20 protein-coding genes are annotated in these 24,643 nt (G+C 54.2%); 10 read left to right on the top strand and 10 right to left on the bottom strand.

Going from position 1 to position 24,643, the window contains the following annotated elements; all coding sequences use genetic code 11:
• Nucleotides 1–2: 2 nt before the first annotated feature.
• Nucleotides 3–641, bottom strand: coding sequence for a hypothetical protein (locus tag VFA76_09360; protein HZR32046.1), 639 nt, complete (start codon nucleotides 639–641; stop codon nucleotides 3–5).
• Between the two features lie 317 nt (nucleotides 642–958).
• Between VFA76_09360 and VFA76_09355 the strand changes: the two genes are divergently transcribed.
• Nucleotides 959–1,597, top strand: coding sequence for a hypothetical protein (locus tag VFA76_09355; protein HZR32045.1), 639 nt, complete (start codon nucleotides 959–961; stop codon nucleotides 1,595–1,597).
• Nucleotides 1,598–1,980: 383 nt separating this feature from the next.
• Here the strand turns inward: VFA76_09355 and VFA76_09350 are convergent, their stop codons facing one another.
• The gene (locus VFA76_09350; protein HZR32044.1) at nucleotides 1,981–2,826 is read right to left on the bottom strand and encodes a phage Gp37/Gp68 family protein; all 846 of its coding nucleotides are present in this window, start codon (nucleotides 2,824–2,826) and stop codon (nucleotides 1,981–1,983) included.
• Nucleotides 2,827–3,298: 472 nt separating this feature from the next.
• On the opposite strand from VFA76_09350, the gene VFA76_09345 reads away from it, so the two are divergent.
• Genes VFA76_09345 through VFA76_09335 form a run of 3 tightly spaced genes read left to right on the top strand, consistent with a single transcriptional unit; the run spans nucleotide 3,299 to nucleotide 7,092 of the window.
• Nucleotides 3,299–4,684, top strand: a complete 1,386-nt coding sequence (locus VFA76_09345) for a DUF87 domain-containing protein (protein HZR32043.1) — start codon at nucleotides 3,299–3,301, stop codon at nucleotides 4,682–4,684.
• Nucleotides 4,677–6,308, top strand: coding sequence for a hypothetical protein (locus VFA76_09340; GenBank protein HZR32042.1), 1,632 nt, complete (start codon nucleotides 4,677–4,679; stop codon nucleotides 6,306–6,308). The genes VFA76_09345 and VFA76_09340 overlap by 8 nt, the downstream gene beginning before the upstream one ends.
• A gap of 4 nt (nucleotides 6,309–6,312) precedes the next feature.
• Nucleotides 6,313–7,092: a hypothetical protein gene (locus VFA76_09335; protein ID HZR32041.1), complete on the top strand. Its 780-nt coding sequence runs from the start codon at nucleotides 6,313–6,315 to the stop codon at nucleotides 7,090–7,092.
• 90 nt (nucleotides 7,093–7,182) lie between these two features.
• Here the strand turns inward: VFA76_09335 and VFA76_09330 are convergent, their stop codons facing one another.
• The 3 genes from VFA76_09330 to VFA76_09320 form a co-directional block, all read right to left on the bottom strand.
• On the bottom strand, nucleotides 7,183–8,625 hold the full coding sequence (locus tag VFA76_09330) for an ATP-binding protein (GenBank protein ID HZR32040.1): 1,443 nt from the start codon (nucleotides 8,623–8,625) through the stop codon (nucleotides 7,183–7,185).
• Nucleotides 8,626–8,726: 101 nt separating this feature from the next.
• A complete protein-coding gene (locus VFA76_09325; GenBank protein HZR32039.1) occupies nucleotides 8,727–10,328 on the bottom strand; it encodes a hypothetical protein in 1,602 nt (533 codons plus the stop codon).
• A 29-nt stretch (nucleotides 10,329–10,357) separates the two neighbouring features.
• Nucleotides 10,358–10,672, bottom strand: coding sequence for a helix-turn-helix transcriptional regulator (locus tag VFA76_09320; GenBank protein ID HZR32038.1), 315 nt, complete (start codon nucleotides 10,670–10,672; stop codon nucleotides 10,358–10,360).
• Between the two features lie 892 nt (nucleotides 10,673–11,564).
• On the opposite strand from VFA76_09320, the gene VFA76_09315 reads away from it, so the two are divergent.
• Nucleotides 11,565–12,305: a hypothetical protein gene (locus tag VFA76_09315; GenBank protein HZR32037.1), complete on the top strand. Its 741-nt coding sequence runs from the start codon at nucleotides 11,565–11,567 to the stop codon at nucleotides 12,303–12,305.
• A 156-nt stretch (nucleotides 12,306–12,461) separates the two neighbouring features.
• Nucleotides 12,462–13,064: a hypothetical protein gene (locus VFA76_09310; GenBank protein ID HZR32036.1), complete on the top strand. Its 603-nt coding sequence runs from the start codon at nucleotides 12,462–12,464 to the stop codon at nucleotides 13,062–13,064.
• A gap of 43 nt (nucleotides 13,065–13,107) precedes the next feature.
• Here the strand turns inward: VFA76_09310 and VFA76_09305 are convergent, their stop codons facing one another.
• The 5 genes from VFA76_09305 to VFA76_09285 form a co-directional block, all read right to left on the bottom strand.
• Entirely contained in the window at nucleotides 13,108–15,156 is a 2,049-nt protein-coding gene (locus VFA76_09305; GenBank protein ID HZR32035.1) for a S9 family peptidase, read from the bottom strand.
• A gap of 51 nt (nucleotides 15,157–15,207) precedes the next feature.
• Nucleotides 15,208–16,248 carry a nucleoside hydrolase gene (locus VFA76_09300; protein ID HZR32034.1) on the bottom strand — a complete coding sequence of 347 codons (1,041 nt, stop codon included), beginning with the start codon at nucleotides 16,246–16,248 and terminating at the stop codon, nucleotides 15,208–15,210.
• A 393-nt stretch (nucleotides 16,249–16,641) separates the two neighbouring features.
• On the bottom strand, nucleotides 16,642–18,147 hold the full coding sequence (gene glpK / locus VFA76_09295; GenBank protein ID HZR32033.1) for a glycerol kinase GlpK: 1,506 nt from the start codon (nucleotides 18,145–18,147) through the stop codon (nucleotides 16,642–16,644).
• 21 nt (nucleotides 18,148–18,168) lie between these two features.
• Nucleotides 18,169–19,521: a Gfo/Idh/MocA family oxidoreductase gene (locus tag VFA76_09290; protein HZR32032.1), complete on the bottom strand. Its 1,353-nt coding sequence runs from the start codon at nucleotides 19,519–19,521 to the stop codon at nucleotides 18,169–18,171.
• A 50-nt stretch (nucleotides 19,522–19,571) separates the two neighbouring features.
• Nucleotides 19,572–20,279, bottom strand: a complete 708-nt coding sequence (locus VFA76_09285; GenBank protein HZR32031.1) for a DUF1080 domain-containing protein — start codon at nucleotides 20,277–20,279, stop codon at nucleotides 19,572–19,574.
• Between the two features lie 144 nt (nucleotides 20,280–20,423).
• Between VFA76_09285 and VFA76_09280 the strand changes: the two genes are divergently transcribed.
• The 4 genes from VFA76_09280 (at nucleotide 20,424) to VFA76_09265 (ending at nucleotide 24,631) form a co-directional block, all read left to right on the top strand.
• The gene (locus tag VFA76_09280; protein HZR32030.1) at nucleotides 20,424–21,332 is read left to right on the top strand and encodes a TIM barrel protein; all 909 of its coding nucleotides are present in this window, start codon (nucleotides 20,424–20,426) and stop codon (nucleotides 21,330–21,332) included.
• Between the two features lie 156 nt (nucleotides 21,333–21,488).
• Nucleotides 21,489–22,115 carry a gluconate 2-dehydrogenase subunit 3 family protein gene (locus VFA76_09275; protein HZR32029.1) on the top strand — a complete coding sequence of 209 codons (627 nt, stop codon included), beginning with the start codon at nucleotides 21,489–21,491 and terminating at the stop codon, nucleotides 22,113–22,115.
• On the top strand, nucleotides 22,115–23,797 hold the full coding sequence (locus VFA76_09270; GenBank protein HZR32028.1) for a GMC family oxidoreductase: 1,683 nt from the start codon (nucleotides 22,115–22,117) through the stop codon (nucleotides 23,795–23,797). Before VFA76_09275 ends, VFA76_09270 begins: the two co-directional genes overlap by 1 nt.
• Nucleotides 23,798–24,631 (top strand): sugar phosphate isomerase/epimerase, encoded by an 834-nt coding sequence (locus VFA76_09265; protein ID HZR32027.1) that lies wholly within the window; start codon nucleotides 23,798–23,800, stop codon nucleotides 24,629–24,631.
• The last annotated feature ends 12 nt before the right edge of the window (nucleotides 24,632–24,643 follow it).

Raw genomic sequence — 24,643 nt, 5'->3', positions numbered from 1 at the left:
TACTACCGCAGAGCCTCCACGATTTGAGCAAACAATTCTTCGCCACAATTCTTTTTGCTCACGCACGGGTTCTGCGGGTTCTTTAAGAAGGGCACCGAGGCTACTCGCGGGTCAACTTCCAGCCAATACATTTTTGAACGCATCCCAACGATTACTGCTTTCTTGTCGAGCATCTCTTTCACATGCTGAAACGAGTAGTTTTGCGAGGGGCACACCTCCCTCGTAGGCAAGCGCTTCCATCGTTTTGAATGATATGGAAACCATTCAATGACCAGTAGGTGTTCCGCTACTTTTTTAGACCCTAAGATTTCGATCAACTCCTTCACGTGTGCCCGCCACCAGCGGCCACACGCTGTCCAATTAAACTTCGGATTCAGTCCATAGAATGGATATTCCTGCGACTCCTGACGGAGGTTGCTGATTATCGCTTTTCTAAACTCGACATCGCTGTGGGCTTTGATGTCGTCGTCCGAATCACCTGGGTTGAGGCTCAGCAAAACCAATCGCGCCGTTTTAGGATTCCCGATGAATGGCTCAGGCAAGGTCTGTCGATTGATCTCGCTGTGCCGACTGACGCTTTCGATGTCAATACCGAGGATGTATGGAGCTGCCGAAGGCAGTTCTAACCACGGATTCTGCACAACCGGATTTTAGCAATGTTCTGTTTCGGAAGCTGTCGAAATTGAGCGCCTAATTTACTAGGCACTTACGGCTTTCTCCCGTTCCCTCGAAGCTGCTCGCGGCCTTACGGGCGTACAAGGCCAAGAGTGACTACGCATGCTTGTTGCATTTTTCCACCTCTGGCTGCAAACCCAAGAATGATTTCCACACAAGTTCAGGGCGCCTTTTGCGACGATGCACCTGCAAGCCGGAGTTGACCTTCGTACTGTGCAGATGTGGCTCGGTCACAGAGACCTGGAGTCCGCAGAGGCGGTACGCGATAAAGTGAACGCGACATTTGGAGCGGCAGCGGGGAGGTAAGGCATCGACGGATGCTGGTTTGCGGCATCCAATTGCCCTGGGCTACTCTGTTGGTATGGGTACGGTTTGGGAACGTTTTCAACAAAACACAATGCACGGCAATGTGGTGCTGAACTTCACCTCTTATGCTAAAGGTGAACTGCAGAGTTATGCACATGCCTACCACGAGGCTGCTAACGCGCTGGTTGCAGGTGTTCCGGAAGAAGCGCTACTGCTATGGGGCGGAGGTCTGGTTCATCTTCAAACGGGTGAAGCTCTCGACCTTGACGGCCTATTTCGACGGCATGAATTCAACGTGCTGCTACCGGCCACAAAAAAGGTCTTCGAGGTGGCCGGGTGGTTGCACCGTCCTGCAGGGCCGACGAAGTACGCCACGTACGAAGAAATCGAAAGTGTTATTTTGGAATTCGAGGAAATCGATCCCAAGTCGTTCGCTTTCAGGTATCCAGTAGACACGAAAGGGGAAGCGCTTCTGCCGGAGCAGTTTCACTTCAATATTGTGAAGCTCGGAGAGGAACTGGATAAATTACTGCGTATGCTGGATGGGGCTGCAGAAGGAGTATACGAGCAGTTCCAGTTTCTGGCCCGCGAGTACCAGAGCGTATCACTTTATTAATACGTCCGCAGGCGGGGGTGCCTACTCAGCGTTTGCCAAACCAACAACTGCGGCCAGAACCGCTAGTCCAAATGCAAGAAGCAATTGCGGACTCTTGGCTATGCCGGTCTGGGTATAGTATGCCGCGTGCTGACAATTGAACTTGAGCAGATCGTACGGTGTACCTAGCAAACGCAGAGCCCGTTGTAAGACTTGCTCTCGGTCGATCCAGGAGCCCTTTACGCGCGAGATGATCCGTACGGCTGTACCACCCGAGAATGTCAGCAGGTTGTACCACTGCACCGAGAATGGAGCAGTGCTTCTTTTGGGTGACTCTTTTGATCGATCACGGCTCGCCGCCTTTGGGAAAAATCGTCACGGCGAACTTGAGTGTCGCTCGCGAGTCACCATTGAAACAATGGAAGCTCAGTCGTGGGCTTCGGGAAGTGATAGAGAGCAGAAAAGTCTTCTGCCAATCTTGTGCTCAGTTCGTTACGCTCGGCTCGACTCGGTAACGGATGCTGCAGACTTCTTGGAAATTCGTCGTATGTGCGTCCTTGCAGTAGCCGGCCTGCACGGCTCTTTTGGACTCCACCCCACTGTTTAAAGAAGAAAGGAACATTTGCGATTTTGCATTGTTCCATGATTGAGATTATCCAGGATTCTTTGATCGGCCGAGCACCAGGACCGCTCTCGCCACCGACAATGACCCAATGAATACCCTTCAAATCAAGTTCGCCAAGATCCTCCAGCAGGGGTTCAATGGAAAGGAAACGAACAGCGGCGGGAGAGTGTTTGAGGTCCTCTAACCTTGGAAGGCCGTATTCCTTATTTTCAATGCTAACGCCCCACCAAACGTGACGTTGTCGGGCAGCTCCTGTCAATTGTGAGCTCAGGAGCTCTCGTAAGCGCGACGAGCGTTTGGTGAGAACTTGATAAGTATGCCAAGGCGATTCGCACATTATCTTGCTGACTGCAAGAATGTATTCATCAGTAACACGCTCGTGGAACAGATCGCTCATCGAGTTAACGAAAACCATCTTTGGTCGGGACCATTGCAGCGGCTCAAGTAATTTTTCTGGCACCAGCCGCAGATCAAAGCCCTTTTCGTATGGATGTCCCGCTACTCCGCGAAAGCGTTCCGCGAATGTCTCCGCATAACAGTGCTTGCATCCAGTGCTGATTTTGGTACAACCCCGCACTGGGTTCCACGTAGCATCGGTCCATTCAATTTTGGAGGAATCAGCCATTTTGGTCAGACCGCCTCATTTAATGATAACACTAATTTATTTATTGCAAATATTTACTTGTAGCCGTAGGCTGTATCTACTCAGTGCTCGAGCACGCCAAACGCGACAAGGTACGAATTAAGGGAGGTCCCTTCGCAGGCCAACGCGGAACCTTGCTGCGCAGAGAGGCAGGTAGATGGCTGGTTTCTCTGACGAATGAAGCCAAAGAAGTATCCTTCGGAGCGGATGACCTGACGAATCTTTCATTAGCGGCGCGACGTGCCTGGCATAGCATGCCTCACCGAAAAGTCGGTAGACCTGTCGGCAGCAAGGTATCAGACCGGCTTTCCGTAATCTTTCGAGTTGATCGTGCATTGTGGGACGAGTTTCTTGCCGCTGAGGAAGTTGGTCTCGTCCGCGACAGAACGACGGTGATAAACGAATGTTTGCGTTCAGTCCTTCAGGCTGCGCGACGACTTCGATCGAAGGCTTCATGAAAGGCAAGCTTACAAGCGATCAGCGCTCGCTCATCAACCGGCTCCTCGACGAAGGGAAAGACCGAGATACAATTGCCCGGCTCGTCGGAGTGACCCCGAACCAGGTTTCAGCAATTTCAGCACACCGGACGATGGGACGCTACGAAGGCGTTCGAAACGCGGATTCGCCGATGTCATCGCACAATCCGACGTCGATACCAGCTGCAACGACACATGGAGAGGTAGCGCGGTCTAAATCAATCCCGCTCGGGATTGATATCGAGTCCTCAACAAATGTGACTTGGCCGCTTTACGAGTCCACCAATCCCCATGTGCTTATCTTGGGCGAGAGTGGCTCCGGAAAAACATACACAGCCTCACGCTTAGTACTTGAACTTGCCAAGGCCGGGATTCCTTCCGTCGTATTTGACTACGGTCAAGGATTTTCACTTCAACATGCACCGAAAGAGTTCCGCGAAGACATGAGGAATGTAGAATTTCAGCTCACTCGCGACGGTATCGCGATTAATCCGCTACAAATCTTTCCGGTGGATACGCATGGACCTGCCACAGTCGCGCAGCGTGTCGCCGACACATTCCTGCGCGTCTATCCGAAGCTGGGCGTTCAGCAGCATGCGTTGCTGCGCCGAGCGGTCGTCGAGCTGCTTTCCGACAGCGGCATTGTTGCCGATAACCCTCGTTCATGGGCTCAGTGTCCTCCACCATTTCGTGATCTGGAACAAAAGGTGTCAGAACTTACTGCGGCTAAAGATGCGACGACTCGACGGGCTGCGGCCTCCGCAGGGCCGCACGTTTCGACTTTATTTTTTTTCAATACCTTTCGCAAAACCGGCCATGCGCTCAGCTGGTCTGATCTGCTTGAACGACGTAACGAAGTGTGGATTTTGCAGCTCGGAGGACTCGAAGCCTCGGTCGAGAGAGCGGTGACCGAATTCCTGCTTTGGAGCCTCATTCGGTATTTTGAGGTGCTCGGCCCGGCGCCACTCAGATGCTTTGTAGTGTTGGACGAGGCGCACAAACTTGCGTTTGGTCCTGGATCTCCGGTTGAAAAGATTTTGCGGGAGGGTCGCAAGTTCGGGCTCGGCGTCATCCTAGCGTCGCAGCAGCCTGAAGATTTTAGTACCGTTGCCTTCGCGAACACGGCGACAAAGATTGTTTTCCAAACAGCCGACAATACAGGTCATGTTTCGCGAGAGTTGCATCGCAAGGTCAAGAACGGTCACTCGCAGGAGTACATTTCAAAAACGCTTGGTACGCTGCCGCGGGGATCCGCGTACGTAGTCATCGCTAACATCGGGCATGTTACACGCATGCTGAGTTTTGATGATGCAAAGGGTCCAGCAATGCCACGAGCCGCGAATCTGGGGAGCCTTAATGAATAAACGAGCAGATTGGAACAGTCTTAAGCATGTCGAGAAGCTCAACATTTTGCGCGAAACAGCACTCGACCAGATTGTCGTCGACTACAAACCGTCCGATGAGGACGAACGTTCATTTCGGGCGCGTATCGCTCGGGAGAATTCGCTGTGGCAGCCGCAACAGGCGGAAGCGACTCCGGTCGAAGCAGGCGCTCCTCCGAACAAAGAGGTTGTACTGGGAGCGTGGCGCGACCTCGACAGGTCCGAAGCTCTTCTCGAACTGATCGATAACAGTATCGATGCCTGGAACCGGCGGCGCACTAGGTATCCCGACAAATCTGCACCAGAACTCAATGTCTACATCGACATCGACTCGGATACGGGTCAGCTTTCGTATGAGGACAACGCTGGAGGTGTACCTGCAGAAAAACTCGAAAACTTAGTAGTTCCTGGCCGCAGCGAAACCGACGCGCTCGTTGCCAGTATTGGTAGCTACAAGACGGGTGGGAAGAAGGCTATATTTCGACTCGCAACGGCAGTAAACGTGTCCACACATTTTTGGAATCCAGCCGAAACGGGGGACAGTGCGGTGGCAGTCCATTTGGATGAGAAATGGTTGATAGATGTCGATCAGTACAAGTTTCCGTATTTCCGCCTCAAGGACGGCGGCGATATGCAGCGGGGCCAAACACGGTATCTGATGCAACTTCGTCCTGAGCCTGTTGGTGCCTGTTGGTACCAACAGCCGCGCGAGCTCGACAAGATTTCCCACGACATACAAAACACCTATGGTCTCCTCATGGCAAGAGAAGGAAAGATAAACGTATATTTTCCAAAGCGCGGCAAGAAAATCGAACCGGCTCTTAACACCCGGTACGACTTCTCGGGAACGAAGAACGACAAAGTGGATATCCGACCCCAGCGGGTTGACTTCGAGACCGAACTCGACTACCAAGGCCGAAAACACAAAGTGACGATCGAGGTCGTCATCGGTTGTCGCGTGACTACCTCCGCCAAGGATGACGTGGGTCCCGGATTCGATTTGTATGGCAACAATCGGCTCTTCAAGTACCGGGACGAGAGATTGTTTTATGAACAGTTGCCCAAAGGCAACGCAGTTAATCTTGCTCGCGGATGGGTGAACATTCTTGGTCCAAACGTCTTCATTCCATGGGATACGCACAAACGGCACTTAAACTACGATCGTGAAATCATTGATCTGATTCGTACTCATCCCGCCATCAAGAATCTCTTTGACAACTGGAGCGACGCGTTTCAGCAAATAAGCCGACTTGGCAGCGGTGAAGTGACAAAAACAATTAGTGTACCTCACACGCTGGTCGATACGAAGACCCACGAGCTCTCGTTTGGTGATTCTAGCTCCGTCCAGATCGATGCCACCAAGAAGCGTGGGCAGAAACTGCCGGAGGGAATCTATCGCCCTCACTTGGCCGCAACGAAGAAAACTAAGAAGGACATAAGCATTTCGTTTAGCATTAACGTCACCATCGACGAAGCAAGGCAGCTGGCAGCGTTCTTTGAAGTGTCAGGGGCCCTGGACGCAGGTCCTACCAAAAGAGCACTGAGCGAGAAGGCAAAGGAATATCTGCTCAGCCTCCTGGATACCAAGAGGGCAAAGAGGGCTTAACCGCATGCCGACAGCATCGGGGCGCCTTCAATATGGGCCACAAAAATATGCCGCTTTGCATCTGCTTCTGTGCCGTTGGTTGCGGCTCTATGGAACGCCGACAGCGGAGTATTGTTATGTCACGTTAGGGGGGACAGAGCTGAAGGATATCGAGAGCCTCCGTTTTGTCGATCCTAAACTCACGAGCATAGTCTGGTCTTACGAAATAGATCCCGCGCGATATAAGCTTGCGCAACAACGCGCAATTCAGCTTGAAGCGAGTGGACTCAAGATCACGTTGCAGTGCGCAACGATCTTTTCCCACCAACGCACCTGTGACCTCCCGCATATTTTTTTTATCGATCTGCCGGGGATTTGCGCATTTAGCGATTACGACCAGCAATTTGCCGATCTTTTTCAAAACGAGATTATTCGCGAGGGCGACTGCCTTATCATCACGAGCCACATAGTCCCGAGACCAGGATTGGATAGAGTTCGCGAGCATTTCGGGGGAGAATTCGCTGTCCTCGGAGTTGACGACAGCGACACAAACCTTGTGAAGAGCGTTTTTCGGCGCGCGCACCCAACTATGACTCTCTTCAAAGCCCTGTCGCTAAACGGAATACAGTCCGAACTTGCAGTGCGGTGCTTCGGAGCCGTCAAATATCGCGACGGTGCGCCAATGGGGCTTTATGGATACTCTGTTACGAGCGGGAGCACGGAGTTGTCAAGATTCGTCACCGATGCAGAAATTAGATATTTTGACATAGCTACCGGCCAGCTCTGTGCTACTGATGATTTCTGATCCGATGCTGGAACTATAGGCCTTCGGCAGCGAAGTCGAATAGCTATGTACCGCAAAGTAGTTCTAAGGATGTACGTCTGCCAGATCGAGCTATAGCCGTGCAAGAATCCGATCAATGAGCTGCTTCGCAAACACCTTGTTAGCAGAACATTCGTAAATGAGCGAACATACGCGCGTGAGAACTTCCTTTTCTCGCTCATCCATCCGGGCCAGAGCCTTATGATGCCGACGATGGTCCGCATGGAGCAATTGTTGTTTGTAGCGAGAGAGTGTACGCCACATTTGTTTTTTTTGCGCTGATTGGAGAACAGAGTGGTCTGCAACCTTCTCGATACGTCCCACATCTCTCACGGTGTCTCTGTGAAGTTTCTTGCGATCCGCTTGGCTTATGGCAGCTTGCCTCATGACTGCCAGGTTATGTACCACCTGCTCTGACAGCATTTCAAATTGGCGAATGACATTCCTGCGTATGGAGCTTTGTCGGCACCGCCGGCTGAGGTCTTGGGCTATCGGCCGAATCTGGCCTAAGAGATTGTTGAAATGCACGTTCTGCTCAAAGTGATCACGACGACCATTCGGCAAGATTCGATCGTCCAAGACGTGAAACTCACCAACAACCCAGGCATTGAAACGCGGTTCGTTGAATAACTCTTCCAAAACATCGCCTTCACCGACCTGCATGTTACCGCTCCGCAAGCGAAGTCCTTTGATAGATGCCAAACTGTCGATGGCGCCGAAATAGCCGTGATCTAAGACCCACCCTTTCGCAGCCAGGCCTCCCTCGTTACTCTTGATTTCGAAGAACCGGACACCAAGAAATTGATCCGTAACTCCCTTCCTGGCTTCGAACCCATTTCGGTGAGGTCGGAATAGCGGCTGCTCTTCCTGATTGAGGTAAATTCGGACGGTTCCTAAATTCACCTCCTGGCGCATTTCTTCTTCGATCTGCTTCGCAAACGTGAAAGAGGGTGAGAACGGAACAGGTGCGACCTGTGAGAGGTAATCTCGTATTGCTTCTGAGTTCATAAGGCGGTCGTCGCCATGACGCACGATCCCCGATAGTTCCACCTCGAAGAAGTGCCCGCGTTCCGTAACGGCACGACGCTGCACCCTCACTACTTCTTTGATCAGTTCTTCAACGTCGCCTTTGAAGCTCACGTCCCGCAGAATCGTCTTAAGCCTCTGGCAGTCCCATCTCATTTCGCTAATCTCGTGCTCGCCATCCGCGAGAGAGCGAAAAACTAATTCACGACAATAACCGAGCCCGGCAAGGCGCCCGACACCACGAAAACCACGAGCCTTGGTTCCTCGTTTTCGACTTGCTCCCAATGCAACAAGTGTTTTGGTGAACGCCCCTTTCTCAATACCGGCGCCATTGTCGCGAATCCGAACAGTCCGCTTGCCTGCGTCAACATTGATATCCACTCTGCCAGTTTCGCGGGGACTGAGCAAACCGAGTGCAATTGCTTCCTCGATTGAGTCGGATGCATTTTGGACATATTCGCGGTAGATCGCTAGCGGATTAACGTACATGGAACTGCTCAACAGTTCCAAAACGTCTTTGCCTACAATTGGACGCTCGACGATGGTCTCCCAATTGCTTTTTATTGAGACTAGAATTGGCTGACTCGCACTCATTGGATCGCTCCTGCCATTGCGGATGGATCTACATTCAAAAGCACTGGATCGTTAAGCCCCGCGTCCTCGACGCGTTCGTCATCGGGGATCTGAGCATACGGGTCTGTTGTAGCCGCTTTTTGTTTCGCCCAAATTTCCGCTTCTTTAGCCTTTGACAATTGAATGTAGTACGGGATGACTCGTTTCAACTGGGAATCAGCAGGCTTGAGCATCTTAATATGCCTAGGCGCGCAAGACGAGAGAAGTCTCAACAATTCGATTCGCTGTGAATTACTGAGCCGACAAAAAACGCGGCTATACTCTTCAAATTCAGCTCGACCGTCGAGATGTTCGTACCATTCGCGGTTGAAGATGTAATGGTGGGGCCGGAGTAGCAGCGCTCCAAATGCTTCGGCCGAATCACCAAATGCGCGCTTGAAGAACGTAGGCGCTCCACTCACAACCCCATGTGTCGCCTGCAAGATTAATTGCATCGACCGGAGCTGGTATCTGCGCCAATGCTCACCCACATGGGACCGGTCGGGCAGGTCTGTCGGTTGATAGCGCATGGGAAATGACCAAATTCGGATGCCGAGTTGCTCGTTCAGGCTGACGTTCAACGCCATGCGTTCGTAGAGGTCGGCAGGAGTATCGTGAAAGTTGTAGAGCATGTAATTCGACAGCTCCGTCAGTCCGAATTCGTAGGCCATACGCACCGATGTTTCGTATGGCTTCCGCACACCGAGATGATCGAATGCAATGCGCAGCGGCTTGATACAGATTGACGACAGTTCCTGCAGAAAGATTTTGTCCTTACAGAGGATGCGCGCGTCGACGCCTTGATTAAAGTCAACCCGACGCTGAACCGGAGCTCTTCCGCGCTTCAGTTGTGCGCCTCGCTGGAATCCTAGGTCCCTGATCTCAGCGATAATTTCCTTAAAGCGTCCGGAGGCAACGACATTGTTGTCCATCAGAACCAGATCTTTCTTCTCCCCGTACAACTCCCGGATCCGGTTCACTAGGTACGTCAACGGCTGAACATCGCGCTGATCACCCTCAAGTTTCGGCACTCCACAAAAGCTGCATTTTCTGATACAGCCCCTGGAGGAGTAGCCGAAATAAGCATCATGGACCGGATAGCGGTAGGAGATTTGATCAAGAATGCTGTAGTCCGGAGGAAGATCCTCGATGGACACGCCAGAACGATCCTCTGAGTAGAGCTCCTCCGAGAAGTCATCGAGATGCAGGGAAACCGCGGGCGGCTGACCAAGTAAGCCTTTGATGAATCGGATCCCACTCCATCTGTCCTCCCGAACGAAGCGGTCGTGCATTAACGAAGCTGCGATACCACCCACGAAGATCTTATCTGTCTGACCACCTACCACGGTCTTTGCGAAATCGATGCTTTGAGAGATTCTGCCAAATTCAAATGAAAACAGCGTGGTGACGTAGACCCTGTCCCACGCTTCCGTCAACACTGACCGGTCCTCGCCTTTTATGAATCGGACACGATCCCGCTTTCCGTAGGGACCGTGGTATTGCGCGATCTTCATCAGACCAAGAGGAGGGTATTTGTTCTTGTATCCTGGCTCGATCAGGAGAATATTCTTATTTGCCATTCAGGTTTATGAAATCCTCTCTGGAAACGTCATGTCGCGCTCACAAATGTCTTTCCTGCTGATCCCCGGTTTTTGCTGCTGATCTGAATCACGACATCGCGGCCCAGAGCATTCAAAGCCCTAAAAAGGCGCTGCACGGAGAAGCCTTCCAAGTGAAAATTCACCAGCGCTGAAACCTTCGGCTGAGGAATCCCCAGCAAGGCTGCCGCTTCTGACTGCGAAAGCTGTTGCTGCCGTATAGCTTCCTTAATCGCGCTCGCTAGCCGAAGTTTCGTGTGACGATCGGCACGGCTCGACCCGGCCGATGGGTTATTCGAGCTGATTGGGCGGGAGTGGCTTTTCATTTGCTACATCTGATACCACTTTTGGTATAAAAGCAACAACTTTTGTGCCCAAAAAGATCGACCTAGCAATCGTTTCGATAAGAATTGCCCGGTAGCTGACTGAAATGAAATTCCCTTGATGCTGACCACACTCCGATTACTGATAGCCACCACCGGCAGTTCGCCGTACCTAATGACGTGCGGCAAGAGGTTGAGGGCGGCATAGGAGCTCGGCAATCAGCTCCTGCCGGAGGGAATATTGAAGAGGTGCAAGCATTTGGGACACAGACTTGTGATCCTGGACGGAGTGAATTTGGCTTCATCTTCGGCTGAGACCGATGCTGACGCTCTGGTAAGCCGCCTACAACGTGTCTTAGAGGCGCAAGGCAGGGACGCTATGGACGTGCGCCCACTCGTTGGATATTTGGCCTCCCCCAATGGACTGAACGGAGAATGGATAGAGCATAAGCTCGCGGGAGCGGAAATCACCGCTGGCACAATGAAGATCGAAATCCCAATCCGAAAAGCAAACCCTGAGAACAGGCATAAAACAGGCATTGCTCACACGTAAGTTCTGCCTGCCAGAAATCTCCACAAAATCATCCACAAAGTGAGTGTAGAACCAGCCTTATGCAGAAGAATGAAGAAAGGTGCAGGAAGAGCGTGAATGCCAAAAACGTGTGTAGTTTCTGGTCCTTATGATCTTCCGGCACCTCGTCTCACCCTCCGGTGAACAGCTTCCCAAGCTGGATGTCGCGGGTTCGATCCCCGTCTCCCGCTCCAGACATCAAACAACTTTTGGTTGTTTTCCGACTCCAAAGACTGGGCGTGCAATTTTGTCCGAATTTGATAGTCTGCTGGGGCGCAGTTGGCGCTTTTGAGTGCGGGAGCGTGCCCGCCCAAGGTGGAAAGTATGGCTAGCATGAAAATCCCGCCCCTGAACCCCAATTTCGAAATGCCCCGCACAGAACCGGGCAGTGAAACCCTGAAGGCTGACGAACTCAATCTGTTGCCGCCGGCCAGCCTCAATCCTCCGCTGTGGCGCTCTTTATTGGAAAATTTGCGAGAGCGGTTCGCGCCGGAAAGGTTACCGCCGCTGCACCTTACCTCCCGTCCGGTTGATGTCGGCATGTTGGCGGGAGATTTCCTGGACCTTCCCTGGTATCGGACCGTATTTACCAGCCTGGGTGATGTCATCACGCCAGAAACACTGCCGCCGTTGGAGCTTGAGTCGCGGCCGGTGGACGTTGGCGAACTGCTCAGCGATTCCACTAATCACCCCTGGTGGACTTCGCTACTGCGCAACCTTGCAGATGCCGTCGCTCCCGAGAAACTGCCGCCCATGGAAGTCACAGCCGCGCCGGTAAACCCGGAATTGGCGTCGAATACGTTGTTGGCGCCCCGCTGGTCCGCGTTGTTGACCAGCCCTAAAGTCTTCCTGCCCGACGCTCCCGAGCCGGTGTACGCTTCTCCACTGCCATTGTCCGGAACGTTCCTGATCGGGCCGCCTCCTGACGCCGAAGTTGATGACGAAATCGAAGTCATGATCGCGCAAGTCAAACGTGACCTCTCACATTCGCGTGTCCGCGAGATACTTTGGATTTCCGTGGCTTTGGCGGAAGTGATTGTTGCGGCGATTCTAAAACTGCGTTGACCTCGGGATGACCTGTGACAATTCTTTACACAAAACAAGCTGGTGGACGATTGCATTCGTCTTGTCCTGCCACGTCGCATAGAAGAAAGCATTTCGTTTTTGGCCTGCAACCAACGCCACCTCGCCCGAATCTCTGTTACCAAATAGGAGAACCGCTTGAAAAAGTTCGCTTTAATCGCGGGGGGTTTTGTTTTCTTTCTTTTTGCGCAGGTACTTCACGCTCAACAATTTGACATGGCATTTGGATTGGGCGGGGTATCAGCGCCATCAGCTTCGAGCGTCGCGGCGACGTCGAAATATTTTCCTCAGTCAGTTGGCGGCGGAGTTTATCCAGCTTTCAGTGGTGACTTCCTGATCAAAAAACGATTTGGCGTGCAAGGAGAAGTGGCCTGGCGGGTCGGTCAGCAGCGTTATGCCATATCGCAGCAGCCTTTCCGCCCGATTTTCTTCGATTTCAACGGGATCTGGATACCTGAGCTCGGCAAGCATGCAGCGGCAGAACTGATGGCCGGGATTGGCGCCGAAGACGTCCGATTCTACGGAGCGGTGAATTGCAATTTTTTTAGCGGCTGCACCAATTACAGCAGCGTCAAGCATTTTATGGGGCACTTCGGCGGCGGAGTTCGTTTTTACGTGAAGGGCAACATCTTTGTCCGTCCCGAAGTGCACTTATATCTTGTTCACAACAACTTCGAGTTCAGCTCGGGACGGGCGATGCGCTACGCCGGATCGATCGGCTATACCTTTGGTCGAGAATAAAGTTCGCCGGTCACCAGTTCAATACCGGGGAGGGAACTGTCTATCACGGCTGCACACTGGTGATTCCCTCGGCACCGGGACGCGGGAAGTGCTTCTCGTACCAGGCGATGCAACGGTCAATAGAATCCATTATGTGCTTCGTCTCGCGCAGCCCATGGCCCTCGCGCGGATAGCGTACAAAAATGGTCTCCACCCCCACATCTTTGAGTGCGATATAGAACTGTTCTGCTTCTGCAATGGGAACGTCGGCATCGTTCTCGCCGTGCATAAGCATGGTGGGCGTGTGGACCGCACTTATATGCTTGAGCGCAGAGCGCTCCCAGGCAAAGTTCATTAGATCGTTCTGGTGCAGAAACTGGCCGAACTCCATTTCTTCGTACTGGTTGTAATAGGTCATATAGTTGTAGCTGATCAGATTGGTGATGCCTGCAATGGGCACCGCTGCCTTGAACTCGTTGGTCTGCGTGATGAGCCAATCCGTTAACTGGCCGCCGTAACTCACGCCTTCAATGCCCATACGCTCGCGGTCAATCCAGAGATTCCGACGCACCGCAGCGCTCACGCCGTAAAGCACATCCTGGGCCTCGTTGCCGTCCTGGTCGTTGAAAACTGCATCAGCGAATTTCTGGCCATATCCGGTTGATCCGCGGTAGTTCACCTGAAGCACCGACCAGCCATGGGCAGCATAAACTTGATTCTTGAAACTAAATGAAGGACCGTTCTGCCCGTGTGGTCCGCCGTGAATGTTTACGATTAGCGGATGCTTTGAGGTTGAAGTCACGCCTATCGGTTTGGTAAGGAAGGCTTCCACCTCGAACTTGTTGTCGTTGCTGGCGAAGGTGAAAGGAACAACTTCTGCAATTTGTTTTCCGGCAAGGACCTGGGCATTTAAGTCAGTCAGTTTCCGCGCCGATGCTCCGCCGGATTTCAGGTAAAGCTCGGCCATGTCTGACGGGCCTTGGAAGCTATAGGCGATTACGTCACTGCCGATCGAAAAATTCCCCACATGGCCGGTATCAGTCACCACGACTTCCGGCCGTCCGCCCGCGGGCGGCAGCCGCACCAGGTGGACACTGCCTCGCTCCTGGACACTGAAGTAGACGGCGCTTCCGTCCGGCGCCCACTCTGGCGTGCCTTGCCGGTTATCAATCACTGAACCGATCTCGCGCCGATTACTTCCATCGGCGTTCATCAACCAGACGTGCGTATCTTCCATCGTGGTTTCGCGATCGGTGAGCCCACGCTTTGTAGCCAGAAAGGCGATGCTCTTGCCGTCCGGCGACCAGCGCGGCATATATTCACAGCTTTCGGTTGCGGTGAGCCGCCGGACGGAGCCGCTGGCCACGTTCAGCGCGAACACGTCGTAGTTGAAAAACTCGTCCGAATTAGGATCGGCGTCGGACAAAAACAGAATTTCGTTGCCGTCCGGCGACCAGTCAATGGAGTGCTCATAGTGCGTGCCCCGGGTGAGCTGGCGCGCCTGCTTATCTGCAAGAGTAACCACAAAAATGTGCAGCCGCCGGTTGTCATTGAAGTGTGACATGCCTTCGTTGTAATCGGGTTTGTAGAGATAGCGCGTGATCACCACGGGATCGCCATCCAGTGGGGGCTCGGGACCGGGCGTAGCCGAGATGAATGCGATCTGTTTGCTGTCCGGCGACCAGGTCAGTTGGTTTCCTTGGTCCGGAATAGGCGCATTAGTGCCCGTTACTTCGGCAACAAAACTGGCTCCGGAACCATCGGCATGCGCCACCATAAGGCCGGATTTCTGGCCGTCGTTGCCCATGTAAGCTAACCATCTGCTGTCTGGCGACCATTGCGGGCTGGAAGTGGCGTCGGTTGGGCCGCCAATGCGCGCCGCCTTTTGTGACGCCAGTTCCATCACCCACATTTGCGAGTACGGACGGCCGGGGCGATCGAACATTTCCACGGTGTAGGCGATGCGACGACCGTCAGGAGAGAGCGCGACCTCGCCGACAGCGCGAAAGCGGGCAAGATCCGTGCTGACCAGGCCCTTTGGCTGTGCGAACGTAAGACAAGCACTCAGCATGGCAGCAAGACAAATGAGGGTCCGAATGAATTGAGGAAGCATTGAATTGTCCTTGCGATAGGGGAGAAGCAAGCGCCCGAATATAACAGCAACTTAGAAGGAAGGCACGCTGGTCATCGCCATTTGCGCTCTGGCCTTCTGCGGCGGCTCGCTTGCCAGCATTATCATTGCTTCGAGGGTTCGTGGTTTTTGACTATTGCTCACCTTCAAGTAGCGACGGTCAGCATTTTGATCGGGCGTGAACTGCGTACGACCATCGGGCAGTACGGAGATTCTTCCCGGCTCCGATAGCGAAAAATACTCCCGATCCGGGCGGACGGCATACAGCGCCGCGGTAAGGTCCCACGTCGGACGGTCGTACGGCATTTTCATGTACGCTCGGTAAGCATCGGCCACCGGATGCTCCGCTACATATGCAAAGTCGTGGTCGATGCTGGCAGCAGGGAAGAGCATCGCCTCGCCTACCTCGTACCCGCTCACTGCTATCGGCGTGGGCCACTGCTCGAAGACCTTCCGAGCGGAAGGAACGTCAGTCTCAACGTTGTACTCTGGTTTGGGACTGGCAAAATTTCCCGCCATCGCAACCAACAGCCGAACCTTTTTCGCGACGAGGTCGCGGCCAGCAAGCGAGCTGACGGCGTCGGGCGAAGAATCAAGCAGGCGCGCCAGGTTAGTGCTAAACCCGACCTGCACCATAACGACACCACCATCCTGTTCTCCAGCCAGCGTACGGCGAAGTAATGAGACGGCATCTGGAGCCTGACGACCGTCCGTGATGCGATGCGGATAGATGAAACTGCCGTCAGCCCGCCTCCGATTGGCGGGCACCTGGATCATTGGGTTATTTTGCGGTGTTTTTCCGTCTTTTACCATTCCGATGGGAATTTCGCCGCGTCCGTAAAACGTGTCTACCAGGTCAACGTAGGGAGCGCACCACGGATTATCTTTGGTGATGGTGACCGCCAGCAGCTTGGCCTCGCTACGGCTTTCAAAGGAATGCAACATGGCGAGCGCAAGCGCGTCGTCCACATCGTTGCCCATGTCAGTATCGAAAATTATGTGGACGGGTTCTGCGCTGAGCAAAGAAGACAATAAGAACAGCAGACCAAGCGCCAGGGGTTTTCGAAGGTTCAATCCTGTGACTCCTTTTAGGTTCGGAATAGGATGCCACGAATTGAAGGAGATTTGTGAACTGCTGGATTGAGGAGCAGGGCTATGCGGGTCCAATCTTGGTAGTGGCTCGCTTTACTTCTTCTCCGCACACCGCGCACTCCCAGGTAGCAGCGTAACCTGCTTTCTTGCCTGTGGCAGGCTGCGATTCTGCGCCCGACTGGAAGCTGGCATTCATCTGATTGCCGCATTTTGGGCAGCGCGGTCGCACTCCGGTTTCAGCCATGTTTTAGCCCCAGTCCTGATATACGTTGCTAGCTTTCGCGTTATTCCTACAAAAGGGATGATCTCAGGGAGGGTAAGGATGTCCGCATGTGCCTTTCGGCTGTGCATCGCAAAATTACCCGATTCCAACAATTACTCAATGACCTTGTGCTCTTCCCAATCCAGAGATCTAGCCACCGCTTTTTGCCACCGCCGGTAGAGGGCCTCTCTTTGCTTGGCCGGCATTTTAGGAGTGAACTCACAATCAAGCGCCCAGTTGGATGCGATTTCCGCGGTGCTCTTCCAATATCCGATGGCCAGCCCCGCCAGGTACGCCGCGCCTAATGCCGTGGTCTCTGCAACTACTGGCCGGCGCACGGGAATACTCAGCATATCGGCTTGGAATTGCATCATCGGTGAGTTGCACGCAGCACCGCCATCGACTTTCAATACCGATAACTTCAAGCCGGCTTCCTGCTGCATTAGATCGAGAACGTCACGGGTTTGATACGCAATGGCATCCAACGCCGCCCGTGCGATGTGAGCGATGGTAGTGTCCCTACCGATACCGAGAATGGTTCCGCGCGCGTACGGGTCCCAATAGGGAGCGCCCAATCCGACCAGCGCCGGCACAAAGTAAACGCCGCCGCTATCGGGCACCGAACCCGCCAACCGCTCAACGTCAGCCGATTTGGGAAAAGCCTTGAGGCCATCGCGCAGCCACTGCACCACCGCCCCTGCGATAAACACCGCGCCTTCCAGGCAATAAGTGGTTTGCCCGCCCAGCTTCCACGCCACCGAAGTCAGCAGACCTTTTGTGGAAGTTACAGCTTTATCGCCGGTGTTCAGCAGGGCGAAGCAGCCGGTTCCATATGTGTTTTTGGCCTCTCCAGGAGAGAGGCACATTTGGCCAAATAGCGCCGCTTGCTGGTCGCCCGCGATGCCGGCGATAGGAATCGGTTTCCCAAGCAAGCCGGACTCCGTCTCGCCATATTTTTCGCTGGAGGACCGAACCTCGGGCAGCATAGCCCGAGGCACGCCTAGAATGCGGAGCAACTCATCGTCCCATTGCAGGGTGTGGATGTTAAACAGCAGGGTACGGCTGGCGTTGCTTACATCAGTCGCATGGCAACGGCCGCCAGTGAGCCGCCATAAGAGAAAGGAATCAACCGTACCGAACAGAATCTCACCACGCTCGGCCCGTGCGCGTAGACCGGGAATGGTGTCCAGCAGATATTTTATTTTTGTTCCAGAAAAATAAGCATCGAGTACCAACCCTGTCTTCTCATGGAAGGTATTCTCCAGCCCATCCGCTTTGAGCTGCTCGCAGATGGCGGCGCTCACACGGCTCTGCCAGACGATCGCATTCACCACAGGAGCGCCCGACGCGCGCTCCCAGAGGATCGTGGTCTCACGCTGATTCGTGATTCCCAGTGCGGCAATCTCGGCTGCCGAAACGCCAGCCCTCTGAAGCGCTTCACGCGCAACAGCAACTTGAGATAGCCAGATGGCCTCGGGATCGTGCTCCACCTGCCCAGGGCTCGGATAGATCTGCTCGAACTCTTGTTGCGCAATAGAAATAATTCGGCCCTCGCGCCCGAACACGATCGCTCGGCTGGAGGTCGTGCCCTGGTCGAGGGCCAGAACGTAGCGTTTCATGCACTCAGTATCGGTTAACCATTAAGCTTTGAGGCTCTTGGATCCCTCATCCCAAAATACAGGCTTTTTGCGGAAGTACGATTCGTTCGCCATGTGGCAAGCGAGCGCGGCGTGATTGCCGAACACCTCGTTTTCCATTACAGGTTTGCGCGACTTCACCGCCTGGAAGAAATTCCAGAGGTGTGGTTTCACATCGTCCCAATCGTGTCCCTGATAGGTTGCGGTCGGGTACATGGGTTCCTTGCCCAAGGGAGGATCGTTCTTCTCGTGCCACTCTTTGATGTACTCCTCACGCATTTTCTGCGGGAAGCTGTGGGCGTAGTAGCTGGGGGCAAGATCCACACCGGGCTGTTGCGAATGAGTGATGCTGTACTCCGTAGTGTCGAGGATGCCCTTAGGCCCCATGAAGCGGGCTAGCTCTGGAGTCTCTGTGCCGAGGCCCAAGCGGACATAGACCGGAACTCCGTGGTAGTCAAAAAGTACCGCGTGCAGATCTGGCATATTTCGTCCATCATCGAAACGGAAAATGCCTCCCAAAGCCTGTGCCGATCTCGGCGCCTCGTTCCAGCCCAGCGTGTACATCATGCCGCTGATCAGGTGCACCATCAGATCGCCGGCCACCCCGGTGCCATACTCTTTCCAGCAACGCCAGCGGGCGAAATGAAGTTTATTAAAGGGAATTTTCGGGGCGTCATTCAGCCAGGTATTCCAATCGAGGTTCTGAGGCGAGAGGTCTGGAGGTGGCGGATACTGCCAAGCGCCAGTGGGATCGTTGCGTCCAAGAGTGAGCTCGATCATGGAGACATTTCCGATAGCTCCCGAGGCATACATTTCGCGCGCTTTGGCGCCCAGGGCCGAACTCACCCGCTGCGAGCCAATCTGCACGATCCGCCCATGCTTCTGGGCGGAATCAACCATGGCGAGGCCATCGGCGGGCGAATGCGACATCGGCTTCTCGCAATAGATATCTTTGCCGGCGCTGGTCGCATCCACCACAACGCGACGGTGCCAGTGGTCGGGAACGGCGGCCACGATGCAATCAATTTCTTTGTTGTCGAGCAGTTCCTGGTAACGGCGTGTGGTGGGCAGGCTGGGATTGTTGGTGATCTCCTTCGCCAAAGTATGTCGACCGTCATACAGATCGGCGGCCGCAACGCACTCCACACCGGGAAGTGTAATCGCGTTCCCAAGCAGGTCAGAGCCCTGCATGCCGATTCCGATCATGCCAAAACGTACGCGGTCGCTAGGAGGGACCGGACGCGTTGCGGCCATCGATGGATCAGGATCGAGCAGAATGGTTTTGGCCGCCAGCAAGCCACCGGCAGCCACAGCGCCGGTCTGGATAAATTCACGACGCGAAAAATTATTCTTCATCGTTTCTCCTTGAGAACTGAATGGTCGTGCCAGAACTTTTCATGGTCGGCCTAGCGCTTCAATGGCTTCACGCCGACTTCTTTGAAGAAAACAATGTCGTTGTCGCTGTGGTTTTGCAGGCCAATGAAGCCTTCGATCGGCCTCCGCCCGCGCTGCGGTTCGAACGAAAACTTCATGGCTGGCACCGGGTCACCTTCCGTAAACTCACTGACCTTCACACCGTTTAACACGACCATCGTACGGAGACCATCCAACGTGATCTCCATAGTGTTCCACTCCGGCCCGGGTTTCCAGGCCTTGGCCAGCGGTTTGGTAAGCGAATACAGCATCCCGGTCGAATGGTATTCGTCCTCCGGAGGATCGGAACGTTCGGGGTGATTGTCAATTTGCACTTCATAGCCATAGTGCACCGGCATCCATTCCTCGCGCGGTTCGATTGGAATTCGGATAAACACGCCAGAATTGTCGTTCTCATCGCGCATTTTGAAAACTACCCGGAGCACGCAGTCTTTGAACCTTCCAGCAGTCCAGTACAGTAGGCCCATGCCGCCATGAGTGCGAATCAGACCGTTCTCAACCGTCATGTATCCCGGTCCGACATGTTTCCAGCCAGTCAGGTCCTTGCCATTAAATAACTGGATCCAGTCGCCCGCTTGGTCCGACGCAGGAGTTGCTGCCTGCGGACTGCTGGCCTGGGCATACGCAAAACTGAGTGACACAATTACGAACAGAGAAAGAACCACAAAGCGTTTCAGCATTAGGGCCACCCGACTAAAGATGTCATGTTGACGAGAGCCTTCCAGCTTATGTCGGCTGTCAAGTCAGCTCTCTTGTGCGCCCACAAAAATATTGCTTCCCAGCCGCTACGTCAAATAGACTCGGCGCTCGAAGTGAGGCTTCCAATGAAGCGGCGACGATTTTTAGCGGGTATGGCGGCAGCCCTGGGGGCTTCGGCACTGCCCGCCGAAAGCTTTCAACAGGTGAAATCCCACGCACCCGCCACCTCGGCGGGGCCGAAGCTTTCGGTAATGCTGTGGACGGTGCCCAAAAAGCTCTCCTTCGAGCAGCGGCTGGAGAAAGTGGCGGCCGCGGGCTATCACGCGGTTGAACTTACCGACGAATTCATCAGTTGGTCAGACCCGGACTTCGCACGCGCTAACGCAAAGAAGCGTGCACTGGGCATGACCTTCGACACAATTGCCGGTCTAGCCACCGGAGTAGCCAATCCGGGCGCTCGACCCGCGTTTCTCGATGACCTGAAGCACATCTTACCCACCATGCGGAAATTGGAGTGCAACTCGCTCATTGTGCTCTCCGGCGATCGGGTTCCCGGAGTCAGAGCGGAAGCCCTGCACCAAAGCTGTGTTGAAGCTCTTAAGCGGGCGGCCGATATTGCCGCGGAAGCCAAGGTCACGCTGCTGCTGGAGAACATTGATCCTGAAGAAAATCCCAATTACTACCTGACCTCCTCGCGCGAGGGATTTGCCATTATTCGCGAAGTCAACCACCCCAACGTAAAGTTTTGTTATGACCTCTATCACGAGCAAATTGCCGAGGGAAATTTAATTTCCACGCTGGAGAAGAATATTGACCAGGTCGGACTGATTCACGTGGCCGACGTTCCCGGCCGTCACGCGCCCGGAACCGGAGAAATAAACTACGTCAACATTTTCCGTAAACTGGCACACCTCAAATACCAAAACTATATTGCGATGGAATTTGAGCCGCTGGGAGATCTGGTTAAGGATCTGCGTGGCGCACGGGAGTTGGTAGTGAACTCCTGGCACAGTCGTAGGGGTGCTGCCCGGTAGTGTCCTGGCAAATTAGGACACGACCTGCTCCGCGCCCTTGACTTGGCTGCTCGCACCGGGGTAGCCTCGCAGATCAGCTTGCCGAGACCTCGCAGCTCGGCCCAGCTCCCGGTTGTTTTGGGCCGTGCGAATCCTGTCTTCGGCGGCATTTCTTCTATGAAACGACGTGATGCGCTCCGGCTGATTGCCGGGGCCGCCGTTCTCCCGGTTCTCTCGCACGATGTGCTTGCACTAGGGCGCGAACTACAGCAGCATTTGGGCACCTCCCGCGCGTTAAAGACCCTCGACCCACATCAGGATGCAACCATTGCCGCAATTGCGGAGATGATCATTCCTGCCACAGAGACCCCTGGCGCCAGAGGCGCACGGGTAGATGAGTTCATTGATCTAGTGCTGACCGACTGGTTTGACGATGAGCAGCGAGCACGCTTTCTCCACGGCATTGCCGCGACCGACGCCCGCAGCCGCTCACTTTACGGAAACGACTTCGTGAAATGCTCACAGCCACAACAGGTAGCGTTGCTGACGGCACTCGATGAAGAGCTCGCCGAATTGCGCGAGGCTGAAGAGTCCGGCCGCCGCCCGAAGAAGACGGGGGCCTTTAAGGACGCAGAAGAGACTCCCGTAGAACAAAATTTCTTCCACACGATGAGGTTTCTTACGCTGATCGGTTATTACACCTCCGAAGTCGGCATCACGCAGGAGCTTGGACGGCCCGGAATCCATATGGGCCCGTATCAGCCGTGTGTGCCGGTTGACGACAACTCGAAAGTGCAAAGCTGATGCCAACCACCACCTACGATGCGATTGTCATCGGTTCAGGTATAAGTGGGGGCTTCGCCGCCAAGGAACTGGGTGAAAAGGGGCTGAAGACCCTGGTCCTGGAGGCAGGAAGGCCTACTGTTCCTGAAAAAGACTACGTTGAGCACGTACCAGTATGGGATGTGCGTTTCCGTGGCCTGCGTGACCGCAAGTCGCAACTTGCGAAGCAGCCAATCCAACGTCAGTGTTACGCCTGCGATGAGTGGGCCAGCAAATTCTTTGTAAATGACAATGAGAATCCTTACACCGCTGACTCGGACAAGCCTTTCTCCTGGATTCGCGGCAGGCAGGTTGGCGGCAGGTCCATCATGTGGGGACGGCAGACCTATCGCTGGAGCGATCTCGATTTTGAGGCCAACCTGAAGGAGGGCATCGCGATTGACTGGCCCATTCGCTACGCCGATATCGCGCCTTGGTACGACTACGTTGAGGAATTTGCCGGCATCAGTGGACAAGCCGAGGGGCTGCCTCACCTTCCCGACGGTCGGTTCCTCCCTGCAATGAAGATGAACTGCGCGGAGGAAACTGTCCGCGACGCCATCGCCAAGTATTTTCCTGGCGAGCGCATCATGACCATTGGCCGTTGTGCCGTGATCACTCGTCCCCACAACGGCCGACACCCTTGTCATTATTGCGGGCCCTGCCATCGTGGCTGCATTGCCCGCGCATACTTCAGCAGCGTGAATGCGACGCTCCCAGTTGCCTTGGCCACCGGAAATGTGACGCTCAGGCCGTTCAGCGTGGCGCACAGTCTCATTTTCAACAGCAAGTCGCGTAAGGTGAGCGGAGTTCGAGTGATCGACGCCCAAAGCCATCAAGCACTCGAATTCCAGGGACATTTGATCTTTCTCTGTGCCTCCACTCTAGAATCCACGCGGCTGCTGCTGAATTCAGCGACCCAGGAATTTCCTAATGGCCTGGCGAATTCCAGCGGTCAACTTGGCCGGAACTTGATGGACCACATTATGGGCGGTGGGGCAAGTGGCCGCATCCCCGGGAACGAAGACAAGATCGACATTGGCGATCGTCCCAATGGCATCTATGTTCCGCGTTTTCGTAACGTGAAATCCAAATCACACTTTCTGCGCGGGTATGGCTACCAGGGTGGCGCCGGCCGCCGCGATTGGGACCGCGGTATCAACTCTTCTGGGTTCGGTGCAGACTTCAAGCGTTCCTTGAAGAAGCCTGGTCCCTGGCATTTCAGCATGGGCGGTTTTGGGGAAATGCTTCCCAATCCGAACAATTATGTCGAATTGGATAAGCAGGTGAAGGATGCGTGGGGCATACCCGCACTGAAGATTCATTGCAAGTACGGTGAGAACGAATGGGCACTAATGAAGGACGCATCCATTGCTGCCGCCGAGATGCTTGCCGCAGCGGGTGCGGACGATATCCAGACCTTTATCGAGGACAATGCTCCCGGCTTGGCGATCCATGAAATGGGGACCGCGCGCATGGGAAAAGATCCCAAGGCGTCCGTGCTCAACTCATGGAACCAGGCGCATGACGTCGCCAACCTGTTTGTCACCGACGGTTCGTGCATGGTGTCTTCATCTTGCGTAAACCCGTCCATCACCTACATGGCACTTACGGCTCGCGCGTGCAATCACGCGGTGGAACTGATGAAGCGAGGAGAGATTTAGATGATGGATCGGCGCTCGTTTATTGGCGCAGTGGGGGCAACCGTGTTGGCACAGCGGTTGGGAGCATTCGCGGCGGACCGGCAGCTGAAGAGGATCGGCATGCAGCTGTACACCGTGCGCACCCAACTGGAGAAGGATTTTGAAGGCACCATCGCCAAAGTAGCGGAGATCGGCTACAAGGAGGTGGAGTTCTTCACCTACTACGGCCACGACCCAAAGGAGGTCAAAGCCATTCTGGAGCGGCATGGACTTACCTCGCCCTCTACTCATGTCCCCATGAAGGACCTGCGCGATAAGTTGCAGCAAACCATTGACGCCGCCCACATCATCGGTCACGAGTGGATTGTGAATCCTTGGGTGGACGAGGAAGACCGCGGCAGCATTGAGAATTGGAAGCGCATTGCGGCCTTTCTTAACCAGACGGCGATGAAGGTACAAGCTGCCGGCCTGAAGTTCGCGTATCACAATCACGATTTCGAGTTCAAACCTACCGACGGTCGCCTGCCCTACGACGTGCTGCAGGCGGACACCGATCCCAAACTTGTGCAATTTGAAATGGACCTGTACTGGATTACGCGCGGGGGCCAGGATCCGTTGAAATACTTCAACAAATTCCCTGGGCGCTATCCGCTGGTCCACGTTAAGGACATGGAGAAACCGCCGGGCCACAATTTCACCGAGGTGGGGCGGGGAAGAATTGATTTCAAGCGCATATTCGCCCAATCGGAGAAGGCCGGCATTCAGCATTATTACGTCGAGCAGGATGAAACGCCGGGCTCTCCATTCGATAGCCTGAAAATCAGTTACGATTACCTGAAAACTTTAAAGTATTGAACCCAACTTCTG

Source organism: Terriglobales bacterium, from assembly GCA_035651655.1.
GTDB lineage: Bacteria > Acidobacteriota > Terriglobia > Terriglobales > Acidobacteriaceae > DASRFG01.
This window is presented reverse-complemented; position numbering and strand designations above follow the sequence as displayed.